Here is a 15419-nt window from a genome sequence, read left to right on the forward strand (position 1 = left end):
GCCGCCAGCCTTTTAGACTTGTAGCTCGTAACTGCCGGCGGGGTGAAGTATCGTAATTTTTTCCCAATATATCAAAGAGCTATAAGCTAACAGCTAAAGGCTAATTCATATAGATAAAGTATTTCAAAAAAATAAATTTCGTGGTTTGCCCTAACTCTATTCACTTTATTGAAAAAAATGTTTAATTTTGCAGCCTGAAACATTTTAATGTAAAAATGATAAACCGCGTTCTTATCCGTATCAGAGTTGTCCAAATACTGTTTTCATACAGTCAGGGTGAAACTACAGACATGAGAAAAGCCGAAAACGAGCTTCTTTTCAGTCTACAAAAATCATACGATTTATACTTCTATCTACTATCACTTTTGGTTGAACTTACCGACTCTTATGCCCAGAAAGTCGATAACCGCAAGTCGAAGCTTTTGCCCACAGAAGAAGATATAAAACCAAACACCAGGTTATTAAAGAACAAATTTATTCTTCAATTGAGAGAAAACCTCGAATTGAATAAATATCTTAAAGACAGGCCTTTTTCTTGGTACGACCACGATACTTTTGTTCGTAAGATGCTTGAAAACATCCTCAATTCGGATATTTACCAAGAATATATGGACGGTGATTCCCATAGCTATGACGACGACCGAGAGTTTTGGCGCAAAACATTCAAGCATATCATCTGTACCGATGAAGAATTATACACCTTGCTGGAGGATGAAAGCCTTTACTGGAATGACGACATTGAAATCATTGAGTCTTTTGTCCTGAAAACGATTAAAAGATTTGAGGAAAACAAGGGAGCAGCCCAGGAATTACTTCCTATGTTCAAAGATGATTCCGACAGAGAATTCGCAGTAAAATTGCTACGTGAATCCCTCTGGAATGGTAAGGAATACCGCGAACTCATAGATAAATATACCAAAAACTGGGAATCGGAACGTATAGCCCTCATGGATATGGTAATAATGCAGATAGCAATAGGTGAAATCGTAAGTTTTCCATCCATACCGGTAAGCGTAACTCTGAACGAATATATCGATATAGCAAAATCATACAGCACAGCCAAAAGTGCTTCTTTTATAAACGGTATTCTGGATGCAATTGTAAAAGAACTAAAGGAAGAAAAGAAGATAATTAAGAAATAATAATATTTATCATATTTTCACCTTCACTCTAATTCAAAATAATCGCTTATATTTGTAAAGCTTTTTCAGGGAAGGAGATAAATAAAGAATAATATAAACCAAATATTAAAGAATTTATGACTTTATTAAATGTATTATTGCAAGCAACCGAAGGTGGTGCACCTGCCGGCGGAGGTTTTCTGGGATTAGGCAGCAGCGGTAGCATGATTGTAATGATGGTGCTATTATTTGCCATCATGTATTTCTTTATGATACGTCCGCAACAAAAGAAACAAAAAGCATTGCAGGAAGCACGGAATGCAATCAAAGTGGGTGACAAAGTAGTTACAGCCGGAGGTATTCACGGAAAAGTGAAAGAGGTAAACGATTCTACATTTGTACTGGAAATTGCCGACGGAGTAAAAATCACAATCGAAAAATCTTCTGTTTACGTTTCAGCGGCTGATACTCAGGCTAACAACAGATAATTCGTTTGAATGAAACATAAAAGTCAGGTATAGCTATATGAGCGATACTAAAAATATCATCATACAAGAAGTCAGATCGTTTTTCACAAATATATCATGGAAAAAGATGCTGACTTTTTTGTTTTTTGTATTGCTGTCCTCAGTTTTTTGGATGATGCAGGTCTATCGTCAAAAATTTGAGTCTACCCTCACTATACCTGTTAAATATGTAAATGTTCCCGATAGCATCGTTTTCGAAAACGAACTACCATCGAAAATATATGTACGCATCAAAGACGACGGGGCAGCCATGTTCAAATACTATTTCACCCATAGATACGACTCTTTGGAAGTAGATGTGAGGGATATAGTAAAAGGAACACAGGAGAAGGTTATACAGGGTAGGAACTTCGAACAATTGGTCCGGGGAAAACTTTTCGCTTCGTCAGAATTAATAAGCTACTCCCCCACCCGCGTATCTTATGCCTATGCCGTATTGCACCAAAAGAAACTACCCGTTATATATGACGGTTATATAAGTCTGGCATCAGGTTATCTGATCGACGGGGAACTGACAATCAAACCCGATTCGGTGCTTGTATATGGCAGCCGAGCCGCATTGGATACATTGCATTACGCTCACACAGTGAATGATACACTTAGAGAAGTAACGGAGGATAAAAAAATGCTGGTGGCAATGAAGCAAACCAAAGGCATTCGTTTTGTACCCAACACTGTAGAACTAAATGTATCGGTAGATAAATTCAGTACAAAGGAAGTGGAAGTTCCCGTTGAATGTATCAATCTACCGGAAAATCTGACAATCAAGTTCTTCCCGTCGTCGATCAAGATACCATTCTTTGTCGGCATCAAAAGATATAATGACATTTCGTCTCACGACTTTCAGGTAATTATAGACTATAATGATCTCAAAGACCTGAAAGAGGCTTCGATCCCCGTGCGAATAACAGAAAGCCCGGATTATATACAGACTAAAGGCCCCGTTCCTTCCGAAGTGGAATTTGTACTGGAACAGAAATAGATACTCAATACATTCTTTTACTTAATAACAATCTCTTAGAATGATTAAATTAGGTATAACAGGAGGAATAGGAAGTGGCAAATCTACCGTTTCGGAGATATTCACCCTTTGTAATGTTCCCGTTTACATTGCGGATACGGAAAGTAAAAGGCTCGTGGCAACTTCCCCAATCATAAAAGAAAAGTTGATTAATATCTATGGGGAAGGATTATTCGAAGGCGGCGTGCTAAACAAAGCATTACTGGCTTCCCATATATTCAATGATAAAGCCAAATTGGAGCAGGTAAACGCAATAATACATCCCGAAGTAGAAAAAGATTTTAAAGAATGGGTGATTAACCATGCACATTATCCGTTAATAGCACACGAAGCAGCGATTCTTTTCGAATCCGGATTCAATAAACTGGTGGATAAAATAGTGATGGTATATACACCTTTGGAAATAAGGCTGGAACGCACGATAAAACGGGATAATACTACCCGCGAAAAAGTATTGGAACGCATACAAAACCAGATGCCGGATGAAGAGAAAGCTAAACTTTCTGATTTTGTAATTGTTAATGATGGTGCACATTCACTGATTGAACAAGTGCTCGACATTCTGAAACAGGTAAAAGACTTATAAAACATAATGGAAATACAAAAATCATATAAAGCTATATTCGAAGCAAATAAAAAATGGGTCGGGAAAATGAGTGAGGAAAATCCGGACTTTTTTTCCCATCTGGCAAACGAACAGAATCCTGATTATCTCTATATAGGATGCTCCGATAGCCGCGTTCATGCCAATGAGATAATGGGCTTGCAACCCGGAGAAGTATTTGTACACCGTAATATCGCTAATATGGTGGTCAATAACGACCTCAACGTATTGTCGGTAATAAACTATGCGGTGGAGTATTTGAATGTAAAGTATATCATTGTATGCGGACATTACAATTGCGGAGGGATAAAAGCCGCAATGGAACCTAAAGATTTAGGAATACTCAATCCGTGGCTGCGTAACATACGCGATGTGTACCGCCTGCACGAGAAAGAACTGGATACCATTTCCGATCCGCAAGCCAGATATAACCGTCTGGTAGAAATAAATGTATACGAACAATGCCTGAATATAATAAAGACAGCGGAAGTACAGAAATCGTATCTGGCAAAAGGTTATCCCCGTGTAGCCGGCTGGGTCTACGATCTGAACGACGGTATACTTCACGATCTGGAAATAGACTTTGAAAAAGAACTGAACCGTATCCGCAAGATATACGATCTAACAAAAGGAGAATAGGTCTGACGCAAGTTATAAATTATAAGTTATGAGTTATAAATTAGTTGTTACCATGATATTACTGGGTATTCTATCTCTTAGTGGTTGTAAACCATCTAAAGCAGATAAAATCCGGACTCTGTCGGTAACTATAGAACCACAAAAATATTTTCTAAGTAAAATTGCAGGGGATCACTATCAAATAAATTGCATCGTGCCATCGGGTTCCAATCCCGAAAGTGCAGACTTCACCCCATCGCAGATGATGGCTCTGGATAAAAGTGTGGCCTACTTCAAAATCGGTTATCTGGGGATAGAAAATACATTGATAGATAAAATATCCCGGAGTAACCCGGAACTAAAAGTAGTAAACTGTTCGCAAGGTATTCAGCTTATAGGTGACGCCCATATACACTGTGAAGACGATAATCATACCCATTCCCATGCAGCAGGTGACCCGCATACATGGAGTTCGGTAAGGTCGGCTAAAATTATAGTCGAAAACATGTACAAGGCTGTATTAGAATTGGATGCTGATAATGAAGCAGACTATACAGCCAATTACGACAAGCTGATTGCTGAGATGAACAGTATCGACAGCATCATCAAATCGTATTTGGACAAAGCTCCGAGCAAAGCATTTATAATATATCATCCCGCACTCAGTTATTTTGCCGATGAATACGGATTGACCCAATACTCAATCGAGCATGAAGGGAAAAACCCGTCGCCGTCGCAGCTAAAGGATCTTATAGATAAAGCAAAAGCTGAAGGTATAAAAGTTGTTTTCATCCAGCAGGAGTTCGATACGAAAAATGCAGAAACCGTAGCAGAAGCGATAAATGGAAAAACAATCCGGATAAGCCTGTTATCGTATAACTGGGACGAAGAAATGATAAAAATAGCCAAAGCATTGGCACAGGAAAACGAATGAGCAAAATACTCGAAATAAGTGACCTTTCGGTAGGATATGATGACAATCCTTATGTACTGAAAAACGTGAACCTGAATATTTTTCAGGACGATTTCCTCGGTATTATCGGCCCCAATGGCGGTGGGAAAACCACTTTATTGAAAACGATCCTCGGACTTGTAAAACCGACGGACGGCAGTATATCTTTTTTCAGGAATGACGTGAAAACGGATAAGATAAACATCGGTTATCTGCCGCAAATAAACCAGATAGATAAAAAATTCCCCATATCCGTCCATGATGTTATACTGTCGGGGCTGACAATCAAACACAGCGTATTTTCACCTTATACCAAAGAGCAAAAAGAAAGGGTGGGCGTAATAGCGCATCAGATGGGACTGGATAAACTTATCGACAGGCCTATAGGCGCATTATCCGGAGGCCAGCTCCAACGCACTTTGCTTGGGCGTGCTATTATAGACGGACCAGACCTGCTGGTGCTCGACGAACCTAATTCATATGTGGACAAACGATTCGAGACTGATTTTTATAAGATACTCGAAGATATAAATAAAGACACCGCCATTATTCTTGTCTCACATGATGTAGGTACCGTAATATCGCTGGTTAAAAATATAGCCTGTGTAAACGAAGGACTCCACTATCATTCAGGTACCAATATCACGACCGAATGGCTCGAAGAATCATACTCCTCCTGCCCTATCGAAATTGTCGGACACGGCGATTTTCCACATCGGGTATTGGACAAACATGAGGGTTGTGAATGTTGTAAAGATGATTAAGAATTCTATAAAATTCTACGTCATTTTGTAAGTAGCCTCTTTATTTCCTCCCTGTACACTTCATTTTCGGTTATACCATTGTGCTCTTCGTTTTCTAATGTAATAAGCAAATCCGAATCTTTCAATATAGGCTTCAATTTCATGGAATTATTATAGTTTATCACCTTATCTTTATTTCCATGAAAGATGACAACAGGCATTTTACATTCACTTACATATTTATATGTTTCCAACTTATATTTGACCAGAAAACCGGGGATAACAGGGCAAATATCCTGAATCACATTCGTAAGACTATAATAAGGAGCCTGCAAAATCAACATATGGGGGTTATTTACCGATGCAATCTTTGCGGCCGGCCCCGTTCCGATAGAAAAACCCAGTACAATTAACCGGTCTTCATCGTATCGCTTCTTCATTTCATTATAAGCGAGCTGAATATCGCTGAATAATTGATTCTGGCTGTTAATCTCGCCCCTACTTTTGCCGAATCCCCTGTAATCGAGAAAGAATACATCATAGCCTAAATCCGTATACACAGAAGCCAAGTGTCCCCATGAATCAAGAGCCCCGGCATTGCCATGCAGATAGAAAATCAATCCTTTGGGATTTTCTGTTTTGAACAGAAGGCTATTCAATGATGTCCCATCATCCGCTTTTAAATATATTTCCTCAAAATCCTGCTTAAACCGGAAAGTATAATTATTATCAAGTTTTGCAGGGTAAAAAATCAGTCTTTCCTGAAAAAAGTAGAAGAATCCACATAGTAATATATAGAGTGACAATAAAACCACAAGGATTCTGACTACTGCTTTTTTCATCATTTATAAAGTTCTTTCAGCGTCTTATACTTCATTGGCGCATCTTTCAATATCTGTCTTTCCACAATTTTTTCAGCCATTCTACAATTTTGCTCTCCGATGCGTTTTGCTGCGGCTTCCAGAATTGGCGTCCTTTTATTTCTTTAGGCACATAATCCTGCTGTACAAAGTTATTCTCGAAACTGTGGGCATACTTGTAGTTTTTGCCATAATCCAGTTCTTTCATAAGCTTGGTCGGTGCATTACGCAAATGCAACGGAACCGGCAGGTTACCCGTTTCATTCACCAATGCGATAGCCTCATCTATAGCCATATATGCAGAATTACTTTTTGGTGAAGTTGCCAAATACACGGTGGCTTCGGCTAAGACAATCCGGCCTTCCGGCCAGCCAATCTTCTGCAAAGTATCAAAGCATGCATTCGCCAGTAAGAGGGCATTAGGATTTGCCAACCCTATATCTTCCGCCGCCGAGATAACCAACCGCCGGGCAATAAATTTCGGATCTTCCCCCCCAGCCACCATCCGCGCCAGCCAATAAATAGCCGCATCGGGGTCACTACCCCGGATAGACTTGATAAAGGCTGAAATAATGTCATAATGCATCTCACCTCCTTTATCGTATGCCGCCGGATTTTCCTGTAAGCGTTCTGTCACAAGCTTATCCGTTATGACAATTTTGTCACTCACATCCGCGCCTGTTACCAGATCGAGTATATTCAACAGTTTACGGGCATCACCTCCCGAAAAGCGAAGCAATGCATTGGTTTCCTGTAATTCGATATTCCGTTCTTTAAGTATAATATCCTGCGTCACGGCACGATGAGCCAGTTCGATCAGGTCATCCTTATCCAAGGATTGCAAAACGTACACCTGACAACGTGACAACAATGGCCGTATAACTTCAAACGAAGGATTTTCCGTTGTAGCGCCTATCAATGTAATCACACCTGTTTCCACTGCATTGAGCAACGAATCCTGTTGTGATTTTGAAAAGCGGTGGATTTCATCAATAAACAAAATAGGGCTTTTCGTATTGAAGAACTGACTCTTTTTAGCCTGTTCTATCACCTCACGTACATCCTTTACACCCGAGTTTATCGCACTCAATGTATAGAAAGGAGTATCCAGCGTATTGGCAATAATCTGGGCCAATGTCGTCTTCCCTACTCCGGGAGGGCCCCAAAGAAGAAAAGAAGGTATTCGTCCCGATTCTATCATCTTGCGCAGGATAGCACCTTCACCCACAAGATGCTTTTGTCCTATATATTCGTCCAGGGTACGTGGACGCAAACGTTCTGCTAATGGCTGGCTCATATATTTATTGAGATTATCGTAACCCAAATTTACAAAAAGTTTCCATTAGTCCGAAATAGAATAATGAATTCTCTTGCAAGAACCCTAAGCCGCAAAGTCTAACTCATCACGTATAACTCATAATCCATAGCTCATTACTATATTTACATTTATTAACTATACTTTGTTAAAACCTGACACATCTGACACTTTCTTCATTGTTTTTATCTTATTATTTTTGCATCTGTTAACCATATACAGTTAAAAAGTAACAGAAGTAACAGAAAAATCAACTAATAATTAAGGATGAAAAATCAATAATTTGATTGACATGCTGAGCAGAGCGAAGCATCTCGTTAGTCATCAGTAAACAACTTGCATCTCGGTTCTTTTCTACCCGTATCTTTTTATAAAAAGGTAACAAAGGTTACACTTATCACTCATTTGCTAATATGCTAATTTACAAATCTGCTAATTATTTTTTCAAAGAACTACAAGCTAACAGCTAAAGGCTATCAGCTTACTATATAGATAAAGTTTTTAGAAAAGATTAAATTTCACACGTTCACCCTGACATGGCTGAAACCACGAAAACACCCCGTCTCTTACCGCATAAATCCACACTTTTTACCTAATAAAAAATTCTGACAAATCGTCATATTTCACATTTTCTTAAAAAAATTATTACTTTGGCACAGCATTTGAATAACAGATAGTGTCGCTACAAAGCGTAAACATGATCAATCAGAATTAAAAACAAATAAATATAATAAACTAAAATGGGAAAAATAATTGGAATTGACTTAGGTACCACAAACTCTTGTGTTGCCGTGTTGGAAGGTAACGAACCTATCGTTATCGCTAACAACGAAGGGAAAAGAACAACCCCTTCTGTTGTGGCATTTATTGAAGGGAACGAGCGTAAAGTGGGAGACCCTGCTAAACGTCAGGCTATTACAAATCCTGAAAAAACAATATACTCCATAAAGAGATTTATGGGAGAAACCTGGGATCAGGTTCAGACAGAAGTTACACGTGTACCTTACAAAGTAGTTAAGGGAGACAACAATACTCCACGTGTAGACATCGACGGACGTCTTTACACTCCACAGGAAATTTCGGCCATGATTCTTCAGAAAATGAAGAAAACAGCAGAAGACTATCTTGGACAGGAAGTTACAGATGCTGTTATCACCGTACCTGCATATTTTAGCGATTCGCAACGTCAGGCTACAAAAGAAGCCGGAGAAATTGCAGGACTAAAAGTACAACGTATCGTCAATGAGCCTACTGCCGCAGCCCTTGCTTACGGTCTTGACAAGGCTCATAAAGATATGAAAATCGCCGTATTCGACCTTGGTGGTGGTACATTCGATATTTCTATCCTCGAACTGGGTGACGGTGTATTCGAAGTGAAATCGACTAACGGAGATACCCACCTCGGTGGTGATGACTTCGACCAGGTGATTATAAACTGGCTGGCAGAAGAATTTCTGAAAGATGAAGGACTCGACCTTCGCAAAGACCCGATGGCTCTTCAACGCCTGAAAGAAGCCGCTGAAAAAGCAAAAATCGAACTTTCGAGCACAACATCTACTGAAATCAACTTACCATATATAATGCCAGTAAATGGTATTCCAAAACACTTGGTAAAAACATTGACACGTGCTAAATTCGAACAACTGGCCGATACCCTGATACGCAAATGTATCGATCCTTGCCGCCAGGCATTGAGCGACGCAGGCTATTCAGCGTCCGATGTAGATGAAGTTATTCTTGTAGGGGGTTCTACCCGTATCCCTGCCGTACAGGCCGAAGTTGAAAAATTCTTCGGTAAAACTCCGTCCAAGGGTGTAAATCCTGACGAAGTGGTTGCTGTAGGTGCTGCTATACAAGGAGGTGTACTGACTGGTGAAGTGAAAGATGTGTTATTATTGGATGTGACTCCGCTTTCTTTAGGTATTGAAACCATGGGTGGCGTGATGACAAAATTAATCGAGTCTAACACAACCATCCCGACCAAGAAGAGTGAAACATTCTCGACTGCGGCCGACAACCAGCCTTCAGTACAGATAAATGTATTACAGGGAGAACGTCCGTTGGCCAGGGATAACAAACAAATCGGCGTATTCAATCTGGATGGCATTATGCCTGCACGTCGTGGCGAACCTCAGATAGAAGTGACATTCGATATCGATGCCAATGGTATCCTGAGCGTATCGGCAAAAGATAAAGCTACAGGAAAAGAGCAATCAATCCGTATCGAAGCTTCATCGGGCCTTAGCGATGCTGAAATCCAGAAGATGAAAGACGAAGCTGCCGCTAATGCGGAGTCTGATAAGAAAGAAAAGGAAAAAATAGATAAGCTGAATCAGGCCGACTCTATGATTTTCCAAACAGAGAAGCAATTGAGTGAACTTGGTGATAAAATCCCTGCTGACAAGAAAGCCCCTATCGAGGGAGCCTTAAACAAGCTGAGAGATGCTCACAAGGCGCAGGATCTGGCAGGTATAGATACTGCAATGAATGAACTGAACACATTGTTCCAGAATCTAAGTCAGGAAATGTACAATCAGGCCGGAGCAAATCCGGGCCAACAAGCCGGAGGCAATGCCGGAGAGCAGCCGAAAAGCGGTGATAATGATGTAACTGATGTGGATTTTGAGGAAGTGAAATAAGATATACACACTTTTTTATACTACTAAAGAAAAGCTGTCGGATTAGATTCCGGCAGCTTTTTTTATTTAGAGGGTGTCTTCTTCTTTGAGGCCTTCATACCTTTAACAAGATGAGCGATAGCCAGCATGGGGCTATGGAACATCATACGCGGCCCGGAATAACGCATGACTTCCTGCATACGCAATTTCATATCAGGCTTATAGCAATGGATAGGACATTTCTGGCACGTGGGTTTATCTTCACCAAAAGTACAGCGTTCCAGCCTGTTCATCGCATATTCATTAAGCTGCGAACAGTCGGCACACAAGTTTTTTGATGTACCATGCCTGGCGGCACAGTATATCTTTATCATCTTTGTCACCGTCTTTTTTTCTGTATTATTCATCTTCGACAAAACCTCCGTCAACCATCCTTTCCGGATTTATAAAATAAGCCATTCCCGTCTTCATTCTCTTAAAGTTCAGCTTTTTATAAAAGCCTTCTTTTCCCGGAGAGGCGTATAGAATAAAATTACAACCGGGAGTAACAGCCATTAACCGTGTCACTATCTCCTGTCCTATTCTATGGCCCTGATAAGAAGGGGCGACAGCAATGTCATAGAGCGCCGATTGCCGCACTCCATCGGATATCATACGTCCAAATCCAATCAGCGTAGTATCATCATAAACAAAAATAACAGAATGACTGGCCTCAAAAGAAATCCGGTGCTTCTCCGGATCAACTGTAGACATACCTACAATATCCAGCAAATTACGGACTCTTTCCCAGGATATATCCCGGCAATCAGTTTGGTATATTAAATCCATATATGTAATAGCTAATTATTCAAAGTTGAAAATAAGTGAAATCATACGTGATTTCCCGGAAGATATTGCGTCCCTGTATTTCAACATTTCCTTATCCGTTATGTCTGACCTGTCTTTATCTATTAAATCGGCTAATCCGAAAGAAAAGCGCAATTCCGGACATAGTTTAAACATTGGCAGATAGATGTTACATCCCACACCGAATTCCAATCCGTAGTCCATCTTCTTAAAACGTAATGCCTGATCATTTTTAGAGCCGATATCCAAAGCCGCATAAGCCCCGCCCAACACATAAGGACGGTAGTTCCCCATACGGGGAGCGCTGAATTTAAGATGTAATGGCACCGTGAGATAACTGGCCTTCAATGATGTTGTATATTCCTCTCCCGAAGACTGTTCTCTGAATACAAAACGCCTTTCGCCCAAATGCATGCTGGGGGATAAACGGAGGTTGAAATATTCATTCAGGTATCTGTCTCCAATCATACCTACACTAAATCCGACAGAGTAAGAGGGTATTTCGGCAAACCATGCATCGCCGTTTTCCCCCACAAAGCCTGTATGGGAAAATATCAGATCGGGAGCATTGATCCCTATCGAAAAGCCCAGATGATACATCTTCTGATCGGCAAACGGCTGATTTAATGCCTTGCGTGTCTGAGCCTGAGTAGTAACTACCGAAACAAAACCCAAGGTTATTAAAATAAATATATATGTTTTCGTTTTCAATTTAGATTCTTTTTTTTTATAAAACGTAGATCTACAACCGTTATTATACTAAAAAACGATATTAATCATTACTTAGAAAGAGTAAAAATAAGCGAATCGTTAAATAGCCCTCTAAACGATTGATATCAATATAATATACTTTAAAACAGTCAATTATCTAATGGCACAAATTTAAAGATAGATAAAAGTGATGATTTATTTATAATATCTAACATTATCTATTTTGGCTGACCGAAAAAACTCTTTATATTTGCTACATCAAAGTTAGTAATAATATTAAAAATCGAAAATCATGGCTTACGTAATTAACGAAGATTGTATTGCTTGCGGTACTTGTATTGACGAGTGTCCGGTAAACGCAATTTCAGAAGGCGACATCTATAAGATCGATCCAGATACTTGCACAGATTGTGGAACTTGTGCTGATGCATGTCCAACTGAAGCAATTCACCCTGCATAATATTATCAGGAGTATAAAATACAGAGGAAGCTAGAATAAGCTTCCTTTTTTGTTTTTCCAAAAGTACATTGAGACTAACAGGACAAATCAATAACATTATAAAAAAGCGGGAATACTGATAAAGTATTCCCGCTTTTTTATTTAGTGCTACAGATTAATATACATGTCCGTCATCTTTAAAATCTTTTATATCGAAGCGTTTCTTTTCCAGAGAATTCCATGCATAGATGATGTATGCTAGAACAAACGGAACAAGGATAGAAACAACGCTCATCACCGTCAAAGTGAATTCACTCGATGAAGAATTCTCCAGTGTCAGCGAACTCTGAAGATCGGTTGCAGAAGGATAATAGGCTGTATTGTTAAACCCGGTGATAAGTAGCAACATACATACAGTCAATACGGTACCTAATCCTGTAAACCAAATACCACTGTTATAACCTTTCGTCAATAACGTTTTTCCGATACCGAACAGTACAAGCAGAACTCCCACGACGAATACAATACCCGCCACTGGCATTTCTATCAGGTTATTAAAGTATTTATGCGGTTCCATGAATACTTCTTTTGTATCAGGATTTACAGCAAATCCATCAGCAATAAATGCCCAGATAACAAATGCTAAGAAAAATATTACAAATGGTACACAGTTATATAATAAGAACTTGCGTGAACGGTCCACCAGTTTTTCGTCCTGAAGGCGATTGATAAAGAACAAACATGCCTGCGTGCGTGCAAGGAAGAAGACTGTCAGCCCTAGCAGCCAGTTACGGGGATTGGCCAAAGCTTCCAAGCCATGCCATTCACTTCCCCAACGGCTGATAACCGGATTTATCACATCGGCCATATTCTCTTTATTCACTGTGAAATCCGAACCAGTAAAGAAAGTAGCCAAAGCTGCACCTACGAGGAACGTACCGAGTAAGCCATTGGTAAATAAAAACCAACGATATGTGTTACGTCCGAATAAATTACCCGGCTTGGACTGGAACTCGTATGAAACAGCCTGCAACACGAAGCAGAACAGGATTGCCATCCATACCCAATATGCCCCGCCGAAACTGGTAGAATAGAACAATGGAAAAGATGCGAATAAAGCCCCGCCAAAAGTTACAAGAGTAGTAAATGTATATTCCCACTTGCGCCCTAAAGCATTAACAAGTATCATGCGCTCTTTTTCGTCTTTAGCTAAAGAGAAGAGCATCGATTGCCCGCCCTGAACGAATAGAAGGAATGCGAAAAGACCTCCGATCAGGCATATGAGGAACCACCAATAATGTTGTAAAAATGAATAATCCATAATTATTATATTTTATATTGTATTTCAAGATTTCAGGTTTCATAATTTCAAGATTCTAAATCTTATAAATCAGGAACTTCATATTCAATCTTGAAATCTTGAAATTATTAAATTTTGAAACTGTTATTAGTGGTCCTCCGGACCTTTTTTAATCTGATTGAGCATAATACGAATCTCCGCGATAAGCAAAGCTGTAAACAGAGCCAGAAACAAGAAGAATGATATCATTACCGATTTTACAGAAATAGCCGAGACCGCTGCCTGTAATGGTAATACATCCTGTATAGTCCAAGGCTGACGCCCGATTTCGGCAACCATCCAGCCGGCCTGACCTGCAATATAGGCCAAAGGAATAGTCCACAGACATGCCCATAGAAGCCATTTCTTGTTTTCAATATCTTTATTCCTATACACAAAGAAGGAAAGCACAACAAACAATAATACGAACCAGCCTCCAAGATAGACCATGATATGGAAAGGCCAGTATACCAACGGTATATTCGGTATCAACTGATCGGGAGTATCCAGATAACCGTATCCGAAATACGAATAATTAGCCTTCAACACTTCTTTATATTCATTGGCGGCAGTTTCATTTCCTTCTTTTTTAGCCTTTTTATAATCTGCCAATGCCTGAATCGCCGTTTTTCCTTTGATCTGCTTTTCGGCAAACGAAAGTGCCGTAGAACCATCCGGCTCTTTATATCCGCCTTCAATAATATCCTTTATTCCAGGAACATAGGCGTCTAATTCGCCAAAGCTAAGCCATGATAAGCCTTTTGGTATGCTTATATTAATTAAATACGGGTCTACTCCGTCATTGTACGACTCTTTTGCCGGATTAGGTATAGCAAAGGCAATAAGTCCCACACCTTCTCCACCTTCATACAGGCCTTCCATTACAGCTAATTTCATAGGTTGCTTATCTGCTACCTGCTGAGCCGAACCATGTCCTGTCCATGCAATAAGAAGTGACGATGCCAGTCCAAATCCTGCTGCAACTTTCATACTCTGTTTAGCAAATTCAGTATCTCTCTTTTTCAGCAGATACCACGCAGCTACTCCGGCTACGAATACTGCACCCAGTATCCAGCCCGAAAGCACCGTATGGAAGAATTTGTTAATAGCTACAGGAGATAAGGCAATATCCCAGAAGTTAATCATCTCGTTACGGGTAGTATCCGGATTGAACTCCATTCCTACAGGATATTGCATCCATGCATTTGCAATAAGTATCCATAAAGCCGAAAGTGTTGCACCGGTAACTGTCAGCCATGTAGCGGTCAAGTGAACTTTTTTGCCAACCCGCTTCCATCCGAAAAACATAATAGAAATAAAGGTGGCTTCAAGAAAAAATGCCAACGTGGCCTCAATAGCCAATGGCGCACCAAAAATATCGCCAACAAACCAGCTGTAATTAGACCAGTTGGTACCAAACTGAAATTCCATGATAATCCCTGTAGCAACCCCTATAGCGAAGTTGATACCAAAAATGACCATCCAGAATTTAGCGGTTTTCTTCCACTGCTCGTTACCTGTACGCACATACATTGTCTCCATGATTGCCATTATGATCCCTAACCCGAGGGTAAGAGGTACAAACAACCAGTGATACATTGCTGTCATAGCAAACTGGGCTCTTGACCAGTCTATTAACGATGTACTTAGTAGTTCCATAAATATTAGTTTTATATTAGTAAATATATGAGGATTTCTATTATTT

Annotated in this window: 16 protein-coding genes; 9 read left to right on the top strand and 7 right to left on the bottom strand. The window is 39.9% G+C overall.

Translation table 11 applies throughout. The annotated features are described in order from the left end of the window. Positions 1 to 215: 215 nt before the first annotated feature. The 7 genes from nusB to B3317_RS08515 all read left to right on the top strand — a co-directional run bounded on the left by nusB (position 216) and on the right by B3317_RS08515 (position 5607). Positions 216 to 1142, top strand: coding sequence for a transcription antitermination factor NusB (gene nusB / locus B3317_RS08485; RefSeq protein WP_291110610.1), 927 nt, complete (start codon positions 216 to 218; stop codon positions 1140 to 1142). 116 nt (positions 1143 to 1258) lie between these two features. Continuing rightward, on the top strand, positions 1259 to 1609 hold the full coding sequence (yajC, locus tag B3317_RS08490) for a preprotein translocase subunit YajC (RefSeq protein WP_291110612.1): 351 nt from the start codon (positions 1259 to 1261) through the stop codon (positions 1607 to 1609). 37 nt (positions 1610 to 1646) lie between these two features. Next, entirely contained in the window at positions 1647 to 2630 is a 984-nt protein-coding gene (locus tag B3317_RS08495) for a YbbR-like domain-containing protein (RefSeq protein WP_291110613.1), read from the top strand. Between the two features lie 40 nt (positions 2631 to 2670). Next, entirely contained in the window at positions 2671 to 3255 is a 585-nt protein-coding gene (coaE, locus tag B3317_RS08500) for a dephospho-CoA kinase (RefSeq protein WP_291110615.1), read from the top strand. Positions 3256 to 3261: 6 nt separating this feature from the next. Next, on the top strand, positions 3262 to 3912 hold the full coding sequence (locus tag B3317_RS08505; protein WP_291110617.1) for a carbonic anhydrase: 651 nt from the start codon (positions 3262 to 3264) through the stop codon (positions 3910 to 3912). Between the two features lie 28 nt (positions 3913 to 3940). After that, positions 3941 to 4825 (top strand): metal ABC transporter solute-binding protein, Zn/Mn family, encoded by an 885-nt coding sequence (locus B3317_RS08510; protein WP_291110619.1) that lies wholly within the window; start codon positions 3941 to 3943, stop codon positions 4823 to 4825. After that, complete coding sequence (locus B3317_RS08515) at positions 4822 to 5607, top strand: metal ABC transporter ATP-binding protein (protein ID WP_291110621.1); 786 nt, start codon at positions 4822 to 4824, stop codon at positions 5605 to 5607. The genes B3317_RS08510 and B3317_RS08515 overlap by 4 nt, the downstream gene beginning before the upstream one ends. Positions 5608 to 5627: 20 nt before the next feature. Here the strand turns inward: B3317_RS08515 and B3317_RS08520 are convergent, their stop codons facing one another. After that, entirely contained in the window at positions 5628 to 6431 is an 804-nt protein-coding gene (locus B3317_RS08520; RefSeq protein WP_291110623.1) for an alpha/beta hydrolase, read from the bottom strand. 43 nt (positions 6432 to 6474) lie between these two features. Next, complete coding sequence (locus B3317_RS08525) at positions 6475 to 7743, bottom strand: replication-associated recombination protein A (RefSeq protein WP_291110626.1); 1269 nt, start codon at positions 7741 to 7743, stop codon at positions 6475 to 6477. A gap of 758 nt (positions 7744 to 8501) precedes the next feature. On the opposite strand from B3317_RS08525, the gene dnaK reads away from it, so the two are divergent. Then, positions 8502 to 10400 carry a molecular chaperone DnaK gene (gene dnaK, locus B3317_RS08530; protein WP_291110628.1) on the top strand — a complete coding sequence of 633 codons (1899 nt, stop codon included), beginning with the start codon at positions 8502 to 8504 and terminating at the stop codon, positions 10398 to 10400. A 62-nt stretch (positions 10401 to 10462) separates the two neighbouring features. Here the strand turns inward: dnaK and B3317_RS08535 are convergent, their stop codons facing one another. Genes B3317_RS08535 through B3317_RS08545 form a run of 3 tightly spaced genes read right to left on the bottom strand, consistent with a single transcriptional unit; the run spans position 10463 to position 11936 of the window. After that, positions 10463 to 10786, bottom strand: a complete 324-nt coding sequence (locus B3317_RS08535) for a nitrous oxide-stimulated promoter family protein (RefSeq protein ID WP_291110630.1) — start codon at positions 10784 to 10786, stop codon at positions 10463 to 10465. Next, positions 10779 to 11207, bottom strand: a complete 429-nt coding sequence (locus B3317_RS08540; protein WP_291110631.1) for a GNAT family N-acetyltransferase — start codon at positions 11205 to 11207, stop codon at positions 10779 to 10781. The genes B3317_RS08535 and B3317_RS08540 overlap by 8 nt, the downstream gene beginning before the upstream one ends. Before the next feature lie 15 nt (positions 11208 to 11222). Continuing rightward, positions 11223 to 11936, bottom strand: coding sequence for a porin family protein (locus B3317_RS08545; RefSeq protein ID WP_291110633.1), 714 nt, complete (start codon positions 11934 to 11936; stop codon positions 11223 to 11225). Between the two features lie 292 nt (positions 11937 to 12228). Here B3317_RS08545 and B3317_RS08550 point away from each other — a divergent pair, with 292 nt between their 5' ends. Then, positions 12229 to 12396, top strand: a complete 168-nt coding sequence (locus B3317_RS08550) for a DUF362 domain-containing protein (RefSeq protein WP_006799560.1) — start codon at positions 12229 to 12231, stop codon at positions 12394 to 12396. Between the two features lie 154 nt (positions 12397 to 12550). Here the strand turns inward: B3317_RS08550 and cydB are convergent, their stop codons facing one another. Beyond that, complete coding sequence (cydB, locus tag B3317_RS08555; protein ID WP_291110637.1) at positions 12551 to 13696, bottom strand: cytochrome d ubiquinol oxidase subunit II; 1146 nt, start codon at positions 13694 to 13696, stop codon at positions 12551 to 12553. A 126-nt stretch (positions 13697 to 13822) separates the two neighbouring features. Next, positions 13823 to 15373, bottom strand: a complete 1551-nt coding sequence (locus B3317_RS08560; protein WP_291110639.1) for a cytochrome ubiquinol oxidase subunit I — start codon at positions 15371 to 15373, stop codon at positions 13823 to 13825. Between the last annotated feature and the right edge of the window lie 46 nt (positions 15374 to 15419).

This window comes from Dysgonomonas sp. UBA7710 (assembly GCF_002482385.1).
GTDB lineage: Bacteria > Bacteroidota > Bacteroidia > Bacteroidales > Dysgonomonadaceae > Dysgonomonas.

Coding starts and splice junctions, on each gene's coding strand:
- nusB (WP_291110610.1), top strand. CDS start 216: ATGATAAACCGCGTTCTTATCCGTATCAGAGTTGTCCAAATACTGTTT.
- yajC (WP_291110612.1), top strand. CDS start 1,259: ATGACTTTATTAAATGTATTATTGCAAGCAACCGAAGGTGGTGCACCT.
- B3317_RS08495 (WP_291110613.1), top strand. CDS start 1,647: ATGAGCGATACTAAAAATATCATCATACAAGAAGTCAGATCGTTTTTC.
- coaE (WP_291110615.1), top strand. CDS start 2,671: ATGATTAAATTAGGTATAACAGGAGGAATAGGAAGTGGCAAATCTACC.
- B3317_RS08505 (WP_291110617.1), top strand. CDS start 3,262: ATGGAAATACAAAAATCATATAAAGCTATATTCGAAGCAAATAAAAAA.
- B3317_RS08510 (WP_291110619.1), top strand. CDS start 3,941: ATGAGTTATAAATTAGTTGTTACCATGATATTACTGGGTATTCTATCT.
- B3317_RS08515 (WP_291110621.1), top strand. CDS start 4,822: ATGAGCAAAATACTCGAAATAAGTGACCTTTCGGTAGGATATGATGAC.
- B3317_RS08520 (WP_291110623.1), bottom strand. CDS start 6,431: ATGATGAAAAAAGCAGTAGTCAGAATCCTTGTGGTTTTATTGTCACTC.
- B3317_RS08525 (WP_291110626.1), bottom strand. CDS start 7,743: ATGAGCCAGCCATTAGCAGAACGTTTGCGTCCACGTACCCTGGACGAA.
- dnaK (WP_291110628.1), top strand. CDS start 8,502: ATGGGAAAAATAATTGGAATTGACTTAGGTACCACAAACTCTTGTGTT.
- B3317_RS08535 (WP_291110630.1), bottom strand. CDS start 10,786: ATGAATAATACAGAAAAAAAGACGGTGACAAAGATGATAAAGATATAC.
- B3317_RS08540 (WP_291110631.1), bottom strand. CDS start 11,207: ATGGATTTAATATACCAAACTGATTGCCGGGATATATCCTGGGAAAGA.
- B3317_RS08550 (WP_006799560.1), top strand. CDS start 12,229: ATGGCTTACGTAATTAACGAAGATTGTATTGCTTGCGGTACTTGTATT.
- cydB (WP_291110637.1), bottom strand. CDS start 13,696: ATGGATTATTCATTTTTACAACATTATTGGTGGTTCCTCATATGCCTG.
- B3317_RS08560 (WP_291110639.1), bottom strand. CDS start 15,373: ATGGAACTACTAAGTACATCGTTAATAGACTGGTCAAGAGCCCAGTTT.